Raw genomic sequence first — 16,173 nt, 5'->3', positions numbered from 1 at the left:
AGGCCGGACACCGCCTGACAGATTGGACGACCGCTGCTTTTGACCCGAACCGGACTTCGGTCGGTTTCAACGCGGCGCGAACTCCGGGGATCACTGCTCCCACGGCGTCCCATAACGGCCGAAATGTGGCGCTTGCCGTGCCCACTCGCCTATTTCTTTCCCCTTCTGCGCCCAGCTTAGAGCGCGTTTCGTATCCACGATTGCCGCAAGCGCTCTTTGTGCTGAAGAGAGTTCGTTGCGTCCGGTGGAGCAAGCGATGCGTACCGAATCGTGCTTTCAGCGCAAGCTGCGCCGCATGCTTGTTGCTGTCGCCATCGTTGGCCCCGTGGCGCTGACGCCCGAAATGAGTGCGGCCGAAGGCTTGCTTGATTTCTTTTTCGGTGGCGGCCAGAAGCAACAGCAGCCGACCTCGTCTTTTGATCCGCAATCACCACCGCCGCGGCCGGTCGTCGTAAGCGCGGGACCTGCCTTCTGCGTGCGCAGTTGCGACGGCAAATATTTTCCGCTGATGCGCGGCGCGGCCTCGCCGGCGCAGATGTGTAAGGCCTTCTGTCCGGCAAGCCCGACCAAAGTTTTCTTCGGCTCCAGCATTGACAGAGCCTATGCCGCAACCGGCGAACGCTACGCCGATAGCGAAAACGCCTTTGCCTATCGGAAGGCGCTGCGCGCCGATTGCACTTGCAACGGCCAAAGCCCCGCCGGTCTTGCATCAGTCGATCTCGCGATGGACGGCTCGTTACGCTCGGGCGACGCGGTCGCCACCGCTGACGGGCTCGTCGCTTATTCCGGCATACGGGTCGGTAACGACCAGAACCCGGATTTCACGCCGCTTCCGGCGGCGACCATCACGCGGAAGCCGGTGCCCGCGCGCGACTAGCGCGTAGATGCGGATTGATGTTGCAATCAATGTCCGACGATCACCTCTTGCAGAGCTTCTTCCGTTGTTGGCCCTTTGCCGACTCGCAGGAGCGTACTGGCCATGTCTGGTTTTGAAGGCAGAACGGACACCGCCTCATTCGCGGGCTAAGGGATCATGTCTGCACGTCCCGGCGGGTCCCGGCTTTGCATGAATGCGCGCCGTGTCGACGAAGCGTGACGTCTCAGGCGTATGCCACCCAGCCGCGGAAGGTGAATCCGGCGTAGAACAGGGTCGGCTCGGAGAAGCCAGCGTTCCGCAGAATTGCCTCATCCTGCGCGGGCGTGAGGATCTCCAGATGGTTGGTGACGGCGTCGCGCGCGGCAGCCGCCTTGTCCGGCTCGACGCCGGATGCGGCCAGGAACGCCGAATATCGCGATAGCCACAGCGGCCGCTCATCGTCGCGATCAGGGATGCTGAAATGAGCGATCACGAAGGGCGCGCCCGGCTTGAGGCGGCGGCGGATTTCGGAGGCAATGCGACGCCGTTCCGCGGCATCGACGAAGTGCAGGGTCAACAGGCACGTGGCTCCGTCGAACGGCCCCTCCGGGGTAGCGTCGACATAGCCCCGGTGGAGATGCGCGCGCGAAGCGAGCGGGCCCAACGTTTGCCGCGCGAGATCGAGCATCGCCGCCGAGGGGTCCACACCGTCGAAGGTCCAGCGCGGCTGCGCCTGCGCAAAGGCTCTCAACTCCAGGCCGCCTCCGGCGCCGAGGGCGAGGATTCGCGCGTCTTCACGCGCGCGCTCGGCCAGCAGGATCGCCGCCATGGACAGCATGGAATTGTAGCCGGGAACGAACCGCGGCGGCCCTTCCGTGTATTTCGCCACTGCATGCGGATCGGAGAACATGGCTTGAATGTCGGTCATGAGGTTGCCTTGCTGAACGGAGCCGATCACGCGTGATGCGCGCTGATGTCGCGGACCTTGCGGGCCCCGAGCCGCTTGCGCAGATCATCGCCCAGCATCGCCAGCGTCACTGCACCGAGGCGCGACAGCAGCAGCGCCTCGGCATCTTGAAAGGTCCGATCCAGGGCGGCATTGACGGCCTGCTCGACGAGACAGCCCGGCGCCTCGGTCCGGTTGCCCATTGCCAGAAGCGGGGGATTGCCGAGCGCGGTGTAGACGTCGCGCAGCGTCACCTTCGACAGGTCGCAGGCCAGCGTCCAGCCGCCGCCATGCCCCTTCTCGGAGCGGACGTAACCGAGGTCCCTGAGGCCCGCCATGATGCGCCGGATCACCACCGGGTTGGTGTCCATCGCCTTCGCCAGGGTCTCGGACGTGAAGGGGCCAGGCTGCTGCGCCATGTGGAGAAGGACATGGAGCACGCCGGATAGACGGCTGTCTCGTTTCATGTAACTTTATATGTTACATGATGGCGCCGAGGTCAAGGGGTGTCGGTGTGTGCGGTACGGAGCGAGCGCTCATCGCCCGGCGTGTAGATTGGATTCCAATCGATGGACTGGTTCGACTATCGTTTGGAGCATGATCCTCACAGCGCGTCGAACAGGCGCGAAAAAGCTCGCGCGCGGGACGCTGTGTGAAGCTTGACGATATCGATACGGAGTGGCGCCGGAGGCTTGCTCATCCCAGGCGCCCGACGATGCCATCCTGCTCCTGTCTTGCCCGACGGGTCAACGTCGGCGCAAAGCGCGTAAGCCATTGATCCCGCTCATGCAGGCTACTGTGCATGGGGTTGTTTTCGACTTTTTGTTTTGGAGGGCACGACAGCCGCAGGCCGAACCGGATCTCATCCGGCTCTTGCCTACTTCATCACCCGCAGGCCCTTGGTCGTGAACCGCTGCGTCTTGCCGCCGGGGCGCACGGGCCGCCTTGTGCCGGCGGCCTTGCCGGTGCCGGGCGGCTGGTGCGCGGGCACGAGCTGGTCGGGACGTGAGCCGATCAGGTCGGCGCGGCCCATCGCCTTCAGCGCCTCGCGCAGCACCGGCCAGTTGTCGGGGTCGTGATAGCGCAGGAACGCCTTGTGCAGGCGGCGCTGGCGCAGGCCCTTGATGGCCTCGACCTTGTCGCTGCCGCCGTGACGCACGCCGCGCAGCGGATTGACGCCGGTGTGATACATCGCGGTCGCGGTCGCCATCGGTGAGGGCAGGAAGGTCTGCACCTGGTCGGCGCGATAGCGGTTCTTCTTGAGCCAGAGCGCGAGGTTCATCATGTCCTCGTCGGTCGTGCCCGGATGCGCCGCGATGAAATACGGGATCAGGTAATATTTCTTGCCGGCCTGCTCGGCCGCGGCATCGAACATCCGCTTGAACTGGTTGTAGGCGCCGATGCCCGGCTTCATCATCTTGTCGAGCGGGCCGCGCTCGGTATGCTCCGGCGCGATCTTCAGGTAGCCGCCGACGTGATGGGTGACGAGCTCCTTGATGTATTCCGGGCTCTCCACCGCGAGGTCGTAGCGCACGCCGGAGGCGACCATCACCTTCTTGATGCCCTTGGTCTCGCGCACTTTGCGATAGAGCCGGATCAAATCGTCATGCGAAGTGTTGAGGTTCGGGCAGATCTCCGGGAAGACGCAGGACGGCCGCCGGCACGCCCCCTCGACCTTCGGGTCCTTGCACGCCATCCGGTACATGTTGGCGGTGGGGCCGCCGATATCGGAGATCACGCCGGTGAAGCCCGGCGTCTTGTCGCGGATCTTCTCGATCTCGCGCAGGATCGAGCCTTCCGAGCGGTTCTGGATGATGCGGCCCTCATGCTCGGTGATCGAACAGAAGGTGCAGCCGCCGAAACAGCCGCGCATGATCGTCACGGAGAACTTGATCATGTCCCACGCCGGGATCTTGGCATCGCCGTAGGACGGATGCGGCGCGCGCGCGTAAGGAAGATCGTAGACCGCGTCCATCTCGTCGCTGGTCAGCGGGATCGGCGGCGGATTGAGCCAGAGATCGCGGTCGCCATGACGCTGCACCAGCGGCCGCGCATTGCCGGGATTGCTCTCCCGGTGCAGCACGCGTGACGCACGCGCATAGGCTTCCTTGTCCTGCTCGACCTGCTCCAGCGCCGGCAGGCGAATGACGGTCGCGCCCTTCTGGCGGGTTGCGCCTTCGTCGGCGGAGTCGAGATCGTCGGCGTGCAGCTCGGAATAGTCTTCGGGCACGCGGCGGAACAGTGCGACGCCCCTGATGTCGTCGAGCTCGCGCGGCGCTTCGCCCGCGGCAAGACGGTTCGCCACTTCGACGACGGCGCGCTCGGCATTGCCGTAGAGCAGCAGATCTGCCTTGGCGTCGGCCAGCACCGAGCGGCGCACCTTGTCGGACCAGTAGTCGTAATGGGCGATCCGGCGTAGCGAGGCCTCGATGCCGCCGAGCACGACCGGCACGTCCTTGAACGCCTCGCGGCAGCGCTGCGCGTAGACGATGGTGCAGCGGTCCGGCCGCTTGCCGCCTTCGCCGCCCGCCGTGTAGGCGTCGTCATGGCGCAGGCGGCGGTCCGCGGTGTAGCGGTTCACCATGGAGTCCATGTTGCCGCCGGTCACGCCGAAGAACACCTTCGGCTTGCCTAACGCCCTAAGCGGCTCGGCCGAATGCCAGTCCGGCTGCGCGATGATGCCGACCCGGAAGCCTTGCGCCTCCAGCAGCCGGCCGATGATCGCCATGCCGAAACTCGGATGGTCGACATAGGCATCGCCCGTCACCAGCACGATGTCGCAGGCATCCCAGCCGAGCGCGTCCATCTCGGCGCGGCTCATCGGGAGAAACGGCGCCGGCTTGCGCGGGCGGGCCTGGGCCATCAGAGGCTTTTCGGCGGCGATGATCTGGGTGTCCATGGCGCATACGCATAGGACTCCGGAGGCGCGAATACAACCGATCGCTGGGCTGTCTTCGACGATTCCGGTTCCCGCGTGGCGCGCAATTCGGCAACGCCAGTCGCGCGGGCAGCGTCAGCGGACTGTGATGGAGCAATCGCAGATCCGATGCCGGCCGCGGTGAGAACCCGGACGACGGATCGCTCATATGATGGGCAAGGAAGCTTCTGACGGCGGTCAGCTTGCGCCGACTGTTCCATCGGCCCCGCGTTGCGGTTCATTTGCAGGAACCAACCGCCCCCGCGAACATTCTGATGAAGGCACCGGCGCGAGCTCTGCTCGCGCGCGCCGCGACGATCCCGGCGCCAGTGCCCGCAACCGGATTTTTGCCTTGATGCTCGCTTCGGGGCGATGGGGGACTTGTGAGTACGGTCATAGAGAACTTGCTGGCGCGGAAGCAGAAGCTCGTAGAGGAGCTCGAGACGGCGCAAACCATCGAGGACCGCGACAGGATCGAGCATCAGCTCGAGCAGATCAACACCGCGCTGGATTTCCTGGACAGGCCTGGTCCGAAGGACGGGCGGTAGAACCGCTCACTCCACTTTCAGCGCCTCCACTTTCAGGGCCTTGGCGTAGACCACGCCCGAATTGGTGATGTGCGTGGTCATCAGCGCTTCGAAAGCCGCAAACTCGCCGCGCGCGAACAGGTCCAGCAGCTTGCGGTGCTCGTCGAAGGACGTGCGGGTGCGCACGTCGATCGGCGAGGTCAGATTGGTGCGCAGCGCCGCGACGCGGCCGGAGACGAGCTGGTAGGATTCGACGAGGTAGCGGTTGCCGCAATGGGTGAACAGCGCCTCGTGGAACGCGGCATCGGCGCGGCCATAGGCGATGTTGTCGCGGGCCGAGACCGCCGGCTCCATCGCCGCGATCGCCTCGCTCATCGTCGCCACCGCACCGTCGCGATCGTGGCGGAAGGCGAGTTCTGCGGCCTTGGGCTCCAGCGCGATCCTGAAAGTGCAGAGCGCGGCGATGTCGTCCGCGCTCGGGGTGAAGACAAAACTGCCGACCTGCGGGCGGATCACCACGAGTCCCTGCGCCTGCAACTGGCCCATCGCCTCGCGCACCGGCGTCCGGCTGACGCCGAAGGAATTCGCCACCATCTCCTCGGAGATCGCAGCGCCGAGCGCGAACTCGCCGTCGATGATCGCCTGCCGCAGCCGCTGCATCACCCGCTGCGACAGCGATTTTGGCGTATCGAGCTTCAATGATCTCATCGGCGCTCCCATCACCGTGCAACCGGTCAGATCACCTTGCCGGGATTGAGCAGATGATCGGGATCGAGCGCGGCCTTCAGCGTCCGCATCAGCGCGATCTCGGCTTCGCTCCTGGCATGACCCAGCCATTTCTTCTTCAGCGTGCCGATGCCGTGCTCGGCGGAGACGCTGCCGCCCATCTCGCGCACGAGACCGTAGATGATCGCGTCCATCTCCTCTTTCGGCTGCTGCTCGACGGAAAGCCCGGTGACCCAGGACACCAGGTGCAGATTGCCGTCGCCGATATGGCCGTAATAGACGCTCTCGCAGCCCTTGATGCCATTGGCGAGCGCGGCCTTGCAGCGCGTGACGAACTCGTCCATCTGCGCCACCGCAAGGCCGATGTCGTAGGAGATGTGCGGGCCCAGCACCTGGCCGAACTCGGCGCAGATGTCGCGCACCCGCCAGAAGGCTTGCGTCTGCGCCAGCGATTGCGCGACGGCGGCATCGGCCAAGAGCCCGCGCTTCATCAATTCCTCGAGCCAGCTCTGGAAGCGCGGCGCATCCAGGCTTTCGTCGGTGCCTTGCGCTTCCACCAGCACGTAGAGTCCGTGGCCTGCGGCGACCGGCGGCTTCACGCCGGCGCGCGTCGTGATCACGTCCCAATAATCCGGCCACATCACCTCGAACGCCGACAGCAGCGGGCCGAGCCCGCTGCGCGCGGCGTCCAGCAGTGCGATCACCGCCGCATAATCCTTCAGCGCGCAGAGCGCCGCCATGGTCGAGCGCGGCTTCGGGAACAGTTTCAGCACCACGCGGGTGATGATGCCGAGCGTGCCTTCCGAGCCGATGAACAGATGCTTCAGGTCGTAGCCCGCATTGTTCTTCATCAGCTTGTTGAGATTGGTGATGATGGTGCCATCAGGCAGCACCACCTCCAGGCCGAGCACCAGCTCGCGCGTCATGCCGTAGCGGATCACGCGGTTGCCGCCGGCATTGGTGGAGAGGTTGCCGCCGATCGCGCACGAGCCGCGCGAGCCGAGGTCGAGCGGAAAGAAGAAGCCGGCCTCGTCCGCGGCCTTCTGGATCGTCTCAAGCGGCGTGCCCGCCTTCACCGTCATCGTCATCGACGCGCGATCGATCTCCTCGATGCCGGTCATGCGCTCGAGCGAAATCGCGACCCAGCCCGCTTCAGGCGAGGCACCGCGGCACAGCCCGGTCAATCCACCCTGCGGCACGAACGGCAGATGCGCCTTGCGGCAGGTCAGAATCGCATCGGTAACGCCCTGCGCATCGAGCGGACGGATCACCGCCCGCGGCGTTTGCGGCAGGCTCGCGCTCCAGTCGTTGCAATTGCGCGCAGGCACATCGGTGCCGGTCAGCACGGCGGCCGCGCCGAGCTTGTCGCGCAAGGCCGCGAGCAATTGGTCGGGACGCTCCACAGGGGTCACCATGTCCATGCAAGACCTCCTCAAAATCTGGCCGCGTCTGTCGCGCGCCTGCTGCGCGACGGGGATTTGCGTCTGTCTTGTATGTAAGGTACAAGGTGAAAAGTAAAGCAAAAACAAGTCTCCGCTGAGCCCGGAAGATCGTTAGGGATCAGAGGCTTAGTCCGAGACCGCAGCAAAGGGTGGTGTGATGACGGAGGCGATTCGCGGGTTCTGGGTGGCGTCGGCGACGCCGCTGGCGACCGACGGTGGCGTGGATCACGCCCGGCTCGCCGCCCACGCCAAGCAGCTCTTCAGCAAAGGCGTCGACGGTGTCGTGCTGTTCGGCACCACCGGCGAGGGTACCTCATTCAACGTCGCCGAACGCGTGGCGACCATCGAAGCCATGCTCAAGGCCGGCGTCGCGCCGGCGCGCATCGGAATCGGCGGCGGCTTCCCCGCCATCAGCGACAGTATCGCGCTGACGCGTGCCGTGCTCGGCCTCGGCCTGCGCCACGTGCTGCTGTTGCCGCCTTACTTCGACCGCAGCGTCACGCCCGAGGGTATCGAGGATGCCTTCGCTGCGATCGTCGACGGCGTTGCCGACGATCGCCTGCGTGCCTCGCTCTATCACATCCCGCAGATCTCCGGCGTTGCGATTCCGACCACGGTCGCCGCAAGCTTGCGCAAGCGTTACGGCAAGCTGGTTGCAGGCTTGAAAGACTCCAGCGGCGACTTCAAGCAGTTTCAGGCGTTCCGCACCGCCGCGCCCGAGCTCGCCATCACCGTCGGCAACGAAGCCGACATCGCCCGCGCCATCGCCGCCGGCGGCGCCGGCACCATCTGCGGCATGGCGAACGTTGCGCCGGAGCTGGTCAAGGCGATGATCGACGGCAAAGATGTCGAAGCACGCATGCAGGCCGCGATCGACGTCGTGGTGAAGACGCCATCCTTCCTCGCAACGCTGAAGGCGATCCTTGCGGCGCAGACGGGCGATGCAGCGTGGCTGCGCGTGCGCCCGCCGCTCCGGGCCTTGTCGGACGGCACTGCGTCCAAGCGGAAGCTCGACGAACTGATGGCTCCTGCCGTCGTGTGAAATCCCGCAACGTTGCGACAAGCCGCCGCGGATTTCGCGCGCAGCGTGTCGCGATCGGCGCGAGAGCAATCCTTGATTGCTGTTCCGCGTCCATCCGCGCTTAGAACCATTCAACACTAGAGGGATTCAAGCCCGCCTACGGTTCTCTTCATTCGCAACGGCCGTTAGACGCGCCAGCTTCAATGCTGTGTCTGACTTGGAAGTGAATCGAAAGTGCGTGCTCATCTGGGTGGCCGCGTCAGCGGTCATCGAATTCGTGCCGGCGGGAGCCGTGCAGGTCTTCTCATCGGAGCAGCCGTGCTGCTCGCCGAATATCCCTCCAACACGACGAGCGCGCAGGCGCAATCGGCCCTGCCGCCGGTGACGGTGGAGGCGCCGGCACAGCGGCCGAAGCCGGCGCGTGCATCGGAGGAGACTTCACGCCGCACCCAGACCGCCGCGCGCCAACGCAATCGCAATGCCGCGCCGGCAGCGCCGACAATATCCGAGCGCGCGGCCGCGGAGGCCGCCGCGCAGCAAGCCGCCAAGCTCGGCTACCGTGCGATGCCGAGTGCGACCACGCTGCGCAGCGGCGCCTCGCCGCTCGATACCTCGCAGGCCGTCAACATCGTTCCCGAGCAGGTGTTGAAGGACCAGCTCCCGCGCAACATCGACGACGCGCTGATCAATATCAGCGGCATCACCCAGACTAACACGCTCGCCGGCAGCCAGGACGCGGTGATCCGCCGCGGCTTCGGAGACAACCGCGACGGCTCGATCATGCGCAATGGCATGCCGCTGGTGCAGGGCCGCAGTTTCAACTCCGCGGTCGAAAGCGTCGAGGTGCTGAAAGGGCCCGCCTCGCTGCTCTACGGCATCATGGACCCCGGCGGCATCGTCAACACCATCAGCAAGCGCCCCGAGCTCTACCAGCACGGCTCGGTGACGCTGCTCGGCTCGGCCTTCAGTGCCTCCAAGACCGGCGCCGACGGCCTGCTCGACGTCACCGGTCCGATCGGCGACCAGGGCCTTGCCTATCGCTTCATTGGCTACGGCATCAGCGAGGATTACTGGCGCAATTTCGGCCGTCACCGCGAGATGCTGGTCGCGCCGTCGCTGGCCTGGTACGGCCAGGACACCACGGTCCAGCTCAACTACGAGCATCGCGAGTTCATCTATCCGTTCGATCGCGGCACCGCATTCAATCCGGTGACGAAAGCGCCGCTGGCAGTTCCAGCCGACCGCCGGCTCGATGAGCCCTTCAACAACACATGGGGCACCTCCGACCTGATGCAGGCGTCGGTCGAGCACCGCTTCAACCAGGATTGGAAGCTCTACGCAGGCTATAGCTACAACACCGAAACCTTCAGCGCCAACCAGCTCCGCATCACCGGCATCAACTTCACGACGGGTGCCGAGACGCGCAGCAATGACGGCACAGGGAGCTCGCTCAGCAATGTCAGCTACGGAACGTCCTACATCTCCGGTGGCTTCTGGCTCGGCAACATGCGCAATGACGTGGTGTTCGGCGGCGACGGCCAGTATCGCACTATCTACCGCGACGTTCTGATCCGGCAGGCAACTCCCGCCTTCAATGTCTACAATCCCGTCTACGGGCTGATCGGGCCGGGGACGACGGCCTCGAACAGCGACAGCGCCCAGACTGACCAGCTCGGCCAATGGTCGTTATTCTTCCAGGACACGCTGCATCTGACCGAACGGTTCGCGCTGGTCGGCGGCGTGCGCTACATGGACTACGACCAGATCGCCGGCCGCGGAAAGCCGTTCGTCACCAACACCAACGTGTCCCAGGACAAGGTGCTTCCGCTCGGCGGCGCCATTTTCAAGCTGACCGACCAGGTCTCGCTTTATGCGAGCTATACCGAGTCATTGAAGCCGAACTCGACCATTGCCCCGATCGGCGTCACGATCGACTCCAACGTCGCGCCAGAAGAAGGCGTGTCATACGAGACTGGCGTGAAGTTCGATCTGAACAAGCGCATCTCCGGTACGCTTGCGCTCTACGATCTCGACAAGAAGAACGTGCAGACGACGAAGACGAACAGCGCGGGCGTGGTGGAGCTCCACACCGTCGGCCGTGCCCACTCGCGCGGCATCGAGTTGGACGTCACCGGCAGGCTCACCGACAGCTGGGCCTTGATCGGCAGCTATGGCTACACCGATGCGCGGGTGACGGCGTCCGAAGATCCGACGCTCTACGGCAAGAAGCTGCAGAACGTCGCGCTGAACACGGCCTCGCTCTATCTGGTCTATGATTTTGGCACAGCCTTGCCGGGTCAGCTCCGGCTCGGTGGCGGCGCGCGCTATGTCGGCGACCGTCCCGGCGATTCGACCAACACCTTCTTCCTGCCGTCCTATGTCGTCGCGGACATTTTCGCGACTTACGAGACCAAGTACGAGCAGTTCCCGGTCGTCTATCAGTTCAACGTCAAGAACCTGTTCGACACCGTCTACTATCCTTCTGCCGTCAACAATCTGAACGTCGTCATTGGCGATGCTCGCCGTGTCTCTCTGTCGGCGACGGTGAAGTTCTAGCGATGGCAGCGCGGTTGGGGCACAACATCAAGGCCGTCCTGCGCCAGGTCCACTCCATTGCGGGCCTCGCGCTCGCGCTGCTGCTGTCCCTGATCGCGCTGACCGGCGCGATCATCAGTTTTGAGGACGAGATCGTCGACCACCTGAACGCCGGCATCATGCAGGTCTTGCCGCGGTCCACGCCGGCGCTGATGCCGGACGAACTGGTCGCGCGGCTGAAGGCGGCCCAGGATTTCGGCAAGGTCTCGGCCGTCACTCTGTCGAGCGATCCGGCCGCGGCGGTGCATGTCCGCTTCGGCCGCGATGAGCAGGGCGGGCGGCCGGCTTCGCTCTATCTCGATCCCTATGACGCGCGCGTGCTGGGCTCGCCGCGGGGCGAGGAATTTTTCGCGACGGTGCGCAGGCTGCATCGCTGGCTGCTCATCCCCGGCGATGCCAAGGGCTGGGGGCGCCAGGTCACCGGCGTCGCCGCGCTCGGCCTGATCGTCATGCTGGTTTCGGGTCTCGTGCTGCGCTGGCCGCGCCGTGCCGGCAGCGTGAAGATGTGGCTGAAGCCCAATCTCGGACTCAGCGGACGCGGTCTGCACCGAACGCTGCATGCGGTGATCGGCACCTGGGTTCTTCTGATCTATCTGGTGATGACGCTCACCGGGCTCTGGTACTCGTTCGATTGGTACAAGGACGGCGTCGCCTGGCTGCTGTCGCGCCCGCATGTGGCAGCCGCGAAGATGCAGCCCAAGATGCCTGCAAAGGCGCCGCGCGTGGCGGCCGTTTCCGAGCCGGCCCGGCCGATCGGATTCGATCAGGCATGGACTACGTTCCAGCGCGAGGAGGGCGACCGCTTCTCCAGGGCCCTGCTGACGCTGCCCGCCGGCCCCGGCACGGCGATACGGATTCGGTCGTGGGGCAAGGATTCGACGCTCGAGGCCACGCGCGACGAATTCCGCGTTGATGCCGCTACCGGTCAATTGGTCGCCGCGGATCGCTACGCCGACAAGACCTTCGGCGAGAAGATCATCGCGGCCGTGTACGACATCCATCGTGGTGCGATCCTGGGGTGGCCGGGCAAGCTCGCGTTCATGATTGCCGCGGCCTTGATGCCGCTATTCGCGATCACCGGTCTCCTGCTCTACCTGTCGCGCCGCAGGTTGCGGCGTCCTGCGCAGCCGCCGCTCGGGCTCCTCGTTCCCGGCGAGTGAGCTGCGCCGGAAAGACTAGCCAACTCGCCTGCGATCGTTCAAAAGCCCATGGCCTGTCCTCTCAAGGTTCACGCCATGAAGCTTTCGACCGTCACCCCCGCCGACATCCGCCGCGCGCTGCTGCTGCGCGAGGAGATCGCGCTGCTCGATCTCAGATACGAGGCCGCCTTCGCCACCGGCCATCCGCTGTTCGCGGCCAACATGGCCGCGGACCGGATCGCGATTGAGGCCGAGGTGAGACTGCCGCGCAAGGACGTTGCGGTTGTGCTCTATGATGACGGTGAGGGTTTGGTCGCGGCGGGCGCAGAGCGCCTTGCGGCGCTCGGCTACAGCAATGTCCGTGCGCTCGATGGCGGGCTGAGGGCCTGGCGCGATGCGGGCTATCAGGTGTTCGAGGACGTCAATTCCTATTCGAAAGCGTTCGGCGAGCTGGTCGAGGCGCGACGTCATACGCCGTCGTTCAGTGCCGACGAAGTGGCAAAACTGATCGCGGACAAGGCCAACATCGCGATCCTCGACGTCCGCCGCTTCGACGAATATGCGACCATGAACATTCCGGGCTCGGTCAGCGTGCCCGGCGCGGAACTTGTGCTGCGGGCAGGCCAGGCCGCGCCCGATCCCGACACCACCATCATCGTCAATTGTGCCGGCCGCACCCGTTCGATCATCGGCACCCAGTCGCTGATCAATGCGGGCGTGCCCAACAAGGTGCGGGCGTTGCGCAACGGCACCATCGGCTGGACGCTGGCGCGGCATGCGCTCAACCACGGCGCCGACCGGCGCGGCGCGATCGGGCCGTTCGAGGGCGGCCCGGCCAATGCCCGCGACGTCGCCTATCGCGCCGGCGTCCGCCACATCGGCGCAGGCGAGGCGGCGACGCTCGCGGCGCAGACCGATCGCACGCTCTACCGCTTCGACGTGCGCGATGCGGAGGAATACGCGGCCGGCCACCTTCCGGGCTTCCGCCATTATCCCGGCGGCCAGCTTGTCCAGGAGACCGACATGGCCGCACCGGTGCGTGGCGCACGCATCCTCCTGACCGACGACAAGGGCGTCCGCGCTGACATGACGGCATCCTGGCTCGCGCAGATGGGCTGGGAGGTGTACGTGCTCGAAGGCGGCTATGACGGCGCGCTGGAGGTCGGTCCGCCGCTCGTGCTGCCGAAGCCGGATCCGGCGCACCGCTATCGCCGTCCCTATGAGGGGACCGATGTCGCGGAAGGTGCGATGCAGGCCTATCTCGACTGGGAGTATGGCCTCGTCGAACAACTCCGCCGCGATGGAACGCACGGGTTTTATGTGATTTGAGGCGCAGCGGCCGCAAGTGCTTCTCGACGCGAGTGATCCTCTCTCACCGTCACCCTGAGGTGGCCGCTTCTTAGCGGCCCTTGAAGGGCGACGGCCGGGCTGCATCCGGGCCGTTCATCCTTCGAGGCTCGCCCTGCGGTGCATCCGCACCACAGGCCTCGCACCTCAGGATGATGGGGCTGGTAGCGAAATTGCCTCTCGCGCTCCCGCCATCTTCTCCCCGTATCCAACCCCTATTGTGCTGTGCACCGTCCGCGGTTTATGAGCTGCGGCAAAGCCGCGATTTTAGGAGATTCTATGCCAGCCCCAGGCCAAAGCCCTGAGCGGAGCGCGAAGGCGCTGCTGCTCGAAGGCGTCAATGACAGTGCCGTGGACCTGTTCCGGAGCGCGGGCTTTGCCAATGTCGAGCGGCTGACCAAGGCGCTGGACGGCGAGGCGCTGCGCCAGGCGCTCAAGGGCGTGTCGTTGCTCGGCATCCGCTCGCGCACCCAGATTACCGACGACGTGCTGGCGGCCGCCGATCAGCTCCTTGCGGTCGGCTGCTTCAGCGTCGGCACCAACCAGGTCGATCTGCTGGCGGCGCGCAAGCGCGGTATTCCCGTCTTCAACGCCCCGTTCTCCAACACGCGCAGCGTCGCCGAACTCGTGATCGGCGAGATCGTGATGCTGCTGCGGCAGATTTTCCCGCGCTCGGTCTCGGCCCATGACGGCGGCTGGGACAAGTCCGCGACCGGCAGCCGCGAGGTCCGCGGCCGCACCCTCGGCATCATCGGCTACGGCAATATCGGCTCGCAGCTCTCGACCCTGGCCGAGGCCATGGGCATGCGGGTGATCTATTACGACCGCACCGACAAGCTCCGCCACGGCAACACCGAGCCGGTCGAGAAGCTCGAGGAGCTGCTGGCGCAGAGCGACGTCGTCAGCCTGCACGTGCCGGAGACGCCGGAGACATCAGGCATGATCGGCGAGAAGGAGCTGCGGGCGATGAAGCCGGGCTCCTTCCTGATCAACAACAGCCGCGGCACCGTGGTCGATCTCGATGCGCTGGCGCGCGCCTTGCGCGACGGTCACATCGCCGGTGCCGCCATCGACGTGTTTCCGGTCGAGCCGTCGTCGAATTCCGATCGTTTCAAGAGCCCGGTGCAGGGCCTCGGCAACGTCATCCTTACCCCGCATATCGGCGGCTCGACCGAGGAGGCGCAGGAGCGCATCGGCGGCGAGGTCGCGCGCAAGCTGGTCGACTATTTCATCACCGGCTCGACCATGGGTGCGGTGAACTTCCCGGAGGTGCAGTTGCATCTGCGTCCCTCCGGCGCGCGCTTCAGCCATGTCCATCGCAACGTGCCGGGCATGCTGCGGCGGCTCAACGAGGTCTTCCTCCAGCGCGACATCAACATCGCGGCGCAATATCTGGAGACCGCCGGCGACCTCGGCTACGTCGTGCTCGATGCCGATCTCGGCGGCCAGGATTCGGGCGAATTGCTCCAGCAGATCCGCGCTCTCGACGGCACGGTCGGCGCAAGGCTGGTATTCGAGCACTAAACGGCCCCACGTTCCGGTTGCATCTTTTGGCAACTGCTCTCACACTGCGCTCGAATTCGACGTGGTCAAGAATCGCGTCGAATTTGAGCTTCAGTTGCGTGAGTGTCCGCCATGGAACGGGACGCCGTACTGATTGATCTCGCGCTTCAGGGCGGCGGTTCGCACGGCGCCTTCGCTTGGGGCGTGCTCGACCGCCTGCTGGAAGAGAGATGGCTCACGATCGCCGCGATCTCCGGAACCTCCGCAGGCGCGATGAATGCGGCGGTGCTGGCGGATGGCTGGACGGCCGGCGGCGCCGAGGGCGCGCGCGAGGCGCTCGAACAATACTGGCGCCGCGTCTCCAGGGCCGCTGCCTTCAGTCCGCTGCAACGCTCGCCGCTCGACCGGCTGATGGGACGCTGGACCCTCGATACGTCGCCCTTCTACATCCTCACCGATCTGATGTCGCGCGTGCTGTCGCCCTACGACCTCAATCCAACCGGCTACAATCCGCTGCGCGCGGTGCTGGCCGAGAGCATCGATTTCGAACGCCTCGTGCGTTCGCCGATCCAGCTGTTCATCACCGCGACGCGGGTGCGCACCGGACGCGGCCGCATCTTCCGCAACGCGGAGATCACGGCGGATGTGCTGCTGGCATCGGCCTGCCTGCCGACCATGTTCCGTGCCATCGAGATCGACGGCGAGCCGTATTGGGACGGCGGCTTCGCCGGCAATCCGACAATCACGCCGCTGGTTCGCGAGAGCGACGCGCACGACACCATCCTCGTCCAGATCAATCCGACCGAGCGGCCGGAGGAACCGCGGACAGCGGCGGAAATCCTCAACAGGCTGAACGAAATCTCGTTCAACTCGCCGCTGATGAAGGAACTGCGGATGATCGCGCTGCTGCGCCAGGCGGCCGACCCCGGCAGCGGCGAAGGCGCGCGCTGGGCGAAGATGCGGACGCACCGGATCAAGAGCGACATGCTGACGAAGTTCGGCGCGTCGTCGAAACTCAACGCGGAATGGGAATTCGTCTCGATGCTGCGCGCCGAAGGGCGCATGGCCGCGGACGCGTTTCTCGCCGAGCATGGGGCCGACATCGGCCGGCAATCGACCGCCGATCTCGACGTCCTCCTGACGGAGTGCTGAGA

Annotated in this window: 13 protein-coding genes; 8 read left to right on the top strand and 5 right to left on the bottom strand. The window is 65.4% G+C overall.

Translation table 11 applies throughout. The features are described from left to right. Positions 1-244: 244 nt before the first annotated feature. Positions 245-877, top strand: a complete 633-nt coding sequence (locus BJA_RS40490) for a DUF2865 domain-containing protein (RefSeq protein ID WP_011090699.1) — start codon at positions 245-247, stop codon at positions 875-877. Between the two features lie 223 nt (positions 878-1,100). Here the strand turns inward: BJA_RS40490 and BJA_RS40485 are convergent, their stop codons facing one another. From BJA_RS40485 to BJA_RS40475, 3 genes are all read right to left on the bottom strand, one after another. Continuing rightward, the gene (locus tag BJA_RS40485) at positions 1,101-1,814 is read right to left on the bottom strand and encodes a class I SAM-dependent methyltransferase (protein ID WP_011090698.1); all 714 of its coding nucleotides are present in this window, start codon (positions 1,812-1,814) and stop codon (positions 1,101-1,103) included. Then, positions 1,811-2,269 carry an Rrf2 family transcriptional regulator gene (locus BJA_RS40480; RefSeq protein ID WP_011090697.1) on the bottom strand — a complete coding sequence of 153 codons (459 nt, stop codon included), beginning with the start codon at positions 2,267-2,269 and terminating at the stop codon, positions 1,811-1,813. The genes BJA_RS40485 and BJA_RS40480 overlap by 4 nt, the downstream gene beginning before the upstream one ends. Positions 2,270-2,679: 410 nt before the next feature. Further along, positions 2,680-4,701 (bottom strand): YgiQ family radical SAM protein, encoded by a 2,022-nt coding sequence (locus BJA_RS40475; RefSeq protein ID WP_011090696.1) that lies wholly within the window; start codon positions 4,699-4,701, stop codon positions 2,680-2,682. Between the two features lie 401 nt (positions 4,702-5,102). Here BJA_RS40475 and BJA_RS42525 point away from each other — a divergent pair, with 401 nt between their 5' ends. Then, complete coding sequence (locus BJA_RS42525; protein WP_165448180.1) at positions 5,103-5,267, top strand: hypothetical protein; 165 nt, start codon at positions 5,103-5,105, stop codon at positions 5,265-5,267. Positions 5,268-5,273: 6 nt separating this feature from the next. Here BJA_RS42525 and BJA_RS40470 read toward each other — a convergent pair whose 3' ends face one another. Continuing rightward, complete coding sequence (locus tag BJA_RS40470; RefSeq protein WP_038966100.1) at positions 5,274-5,954, bottom strand: GntR family transcriptional regulator; 681 nt, start codon at positions 5,952-5,954, stop codon at positions 5,274-5,276. A gap of 26 nt (positions 5,955-5,980) precedes the next feature. Further along, complete coding sequence (locus BJA_RS40465; RefSeq protein ID WP_011090693.1) at positions 5,981-7,393, bottom strand: FAD-binding oxidoreductase; 1,413 nt, start codon at positions 7,391-7,393, stop codon at positions 5,981-5,983. 178 nt (positions 7,394-7,571) lie between these two features. On the opposite strand from BJA_RS40465, the gene BJA_RS40460 reads away from it, so the two are divergent. The 6 genes from BJA_RS40460 (at position 7,572) to BJA_RS40435 (ending at position 16,171) form a co-directional block, all read left to right on the top strand. Next, positions 7,572-8,456, top strand: a complete 885-nt coding sequence (locus BJA_RS40460) for a dihydrodipicolinate synthase family protein (protein ID WP_038966101.1) — start codon at positions 7,572-7,574, stop codon at positions 8,454-8,456. Positions 8,457-8,669: 213 nt separating this feature from the next. Then, positions 8,670-10,991, top strand: coding sequence for a TonB-dependent siderophore receptor (locus BJA_RS40455; RefSeq protein WP_011090691.1), 2,322 nt, complete (start codon positions 8,670-8,672; stop codon positions 10,989-10,991). A 2-nt stretch (positions 10,992-10,993) separates the two neighbouring features. Next, positions 10,994-12,190 carry a PepSY-associated TM helix domain-containing protein gene (locus BJA_RS40450; RefSeq protein WP_011090690.1) on the top strand — a complete coding sequence of 399 codons (1,197 nt, stop codon included), beginning with the start codon at positions 10,994-10,996 and terminating at the stop codon, positions 12,188-12,190. A gap of 75 nt (positions 12,191-12,265) precedes the next feature. Continuing rightward, complete coding sequence (locus BJA_RS40445) at positions 12,266-13,498, top strand: rhodanese-like domain-containing protein (RefSeq protein WP_038966102.1); 1,233 nt, start codon at positions 12,266-12,268, stop codon at positions 13,496-13,498. 297 nt (positions 13,499-13,795) lie between these two features. Next, positions 13,796-15,040: a phosphoglycerate dehydrogenase gene (gene serA, locus BJA_RS40440; RefSeq protein WP_028175507.1), complete on the top strand. Its 1,245-nt coding sequence runs from the start codon at positions 13,796-13,798 to the stop codon at positions 15,038-15,040. A 111-nt stretch (positions 15,041-15,151) separates the two neighbouring features. Continuing rightward, positions 15,152-16,171, top strand: coding sequence for a patatin-like phospholipase family protein (locus BJA_RS40435; RefSeq protein WP_038966094.1), 1,020 nt, complete (start codon positions 15,152-15,154; stop codon positions 16,169-16,171). Positions 16,172-16,173: the final 2 nt, after the last annotated feature.

Source organism: Bradyrhizobium diazoefficiens USDA 110 (assembly GCF_000011365.1).
Lineage (GTDB): Bacteria > Pseudomonadota > Alphaproteobacteria > Rhizobiales > Xanthobacteraceae > Bradyrhizobium > Bradyrhizobium diazoefficiens.
This window is presented reverse-complemented; position numbering and strand designations above follow the sequence as displayed.

Coding starts and splice junctions, on each gene's coding strand:
- BJA_RS40465 (WP_011090693.1), bottom strand. CDS start 7,393: ATGGACATGGTGACCCCTGTGGAGCGTCCCGACCAATTGCTCGCGGCC.
- BJA_RS40445 (WP_038966102.1), top strand. CDS start 12,266: ATGAAGCTTTCGACCGTCACCCCCGCCGACATCCGCCGCGCGCTGCTG.
- BJA_RS40435 (WP_038966094.1), top strand. CDS start 15,152: ATGGAACGGGACGCCGTACTGATTGATCTCGCGCTTCAGGGCGGCGGT.
- BJA_RS40460 (WP_038966101.1), top strand. CDS start 7,572: ATGACGGAGGCGATTCGCGGGTTCTGGGTGGCGTCGGCGACGCCGCTG.
- serA (WP_028175507.1), top strand. CDS start 13,796: ATGCCAGCCCCAGGCCAAAGCCCTGAGCGGAGCGCGAAGGCGCTGCTG.
- BJA_RS40450 (WP_011090690.1), top strand. CDS start 10,994: ATGGCAGCGCGGTTGGGGCACAACATCAAGGCCGTCCTGCGCCAGGTC.
- BJA_RS40470 (WP_038966100.1), bottom strand. CDS start 5,954: ATGAGATCATTGAAGCTCGATACGCCAAAATCGCTGTCGCAGCGGGTG.
- BJA_RS40475 (WP_011090696.1), bottom strand. CDS start 4,701: ATGGACACCCAGATCATCGCCGCCGAAAAGCCTCTGATGGCCCAGGCC.
- BJA_RS40480 (WP_011090697.1), bottom strand. CDS start 2,269: ATGAAACGAGACAGCCGTCTATCCGGCGTGCTCCATGTCCTTCTCCAC.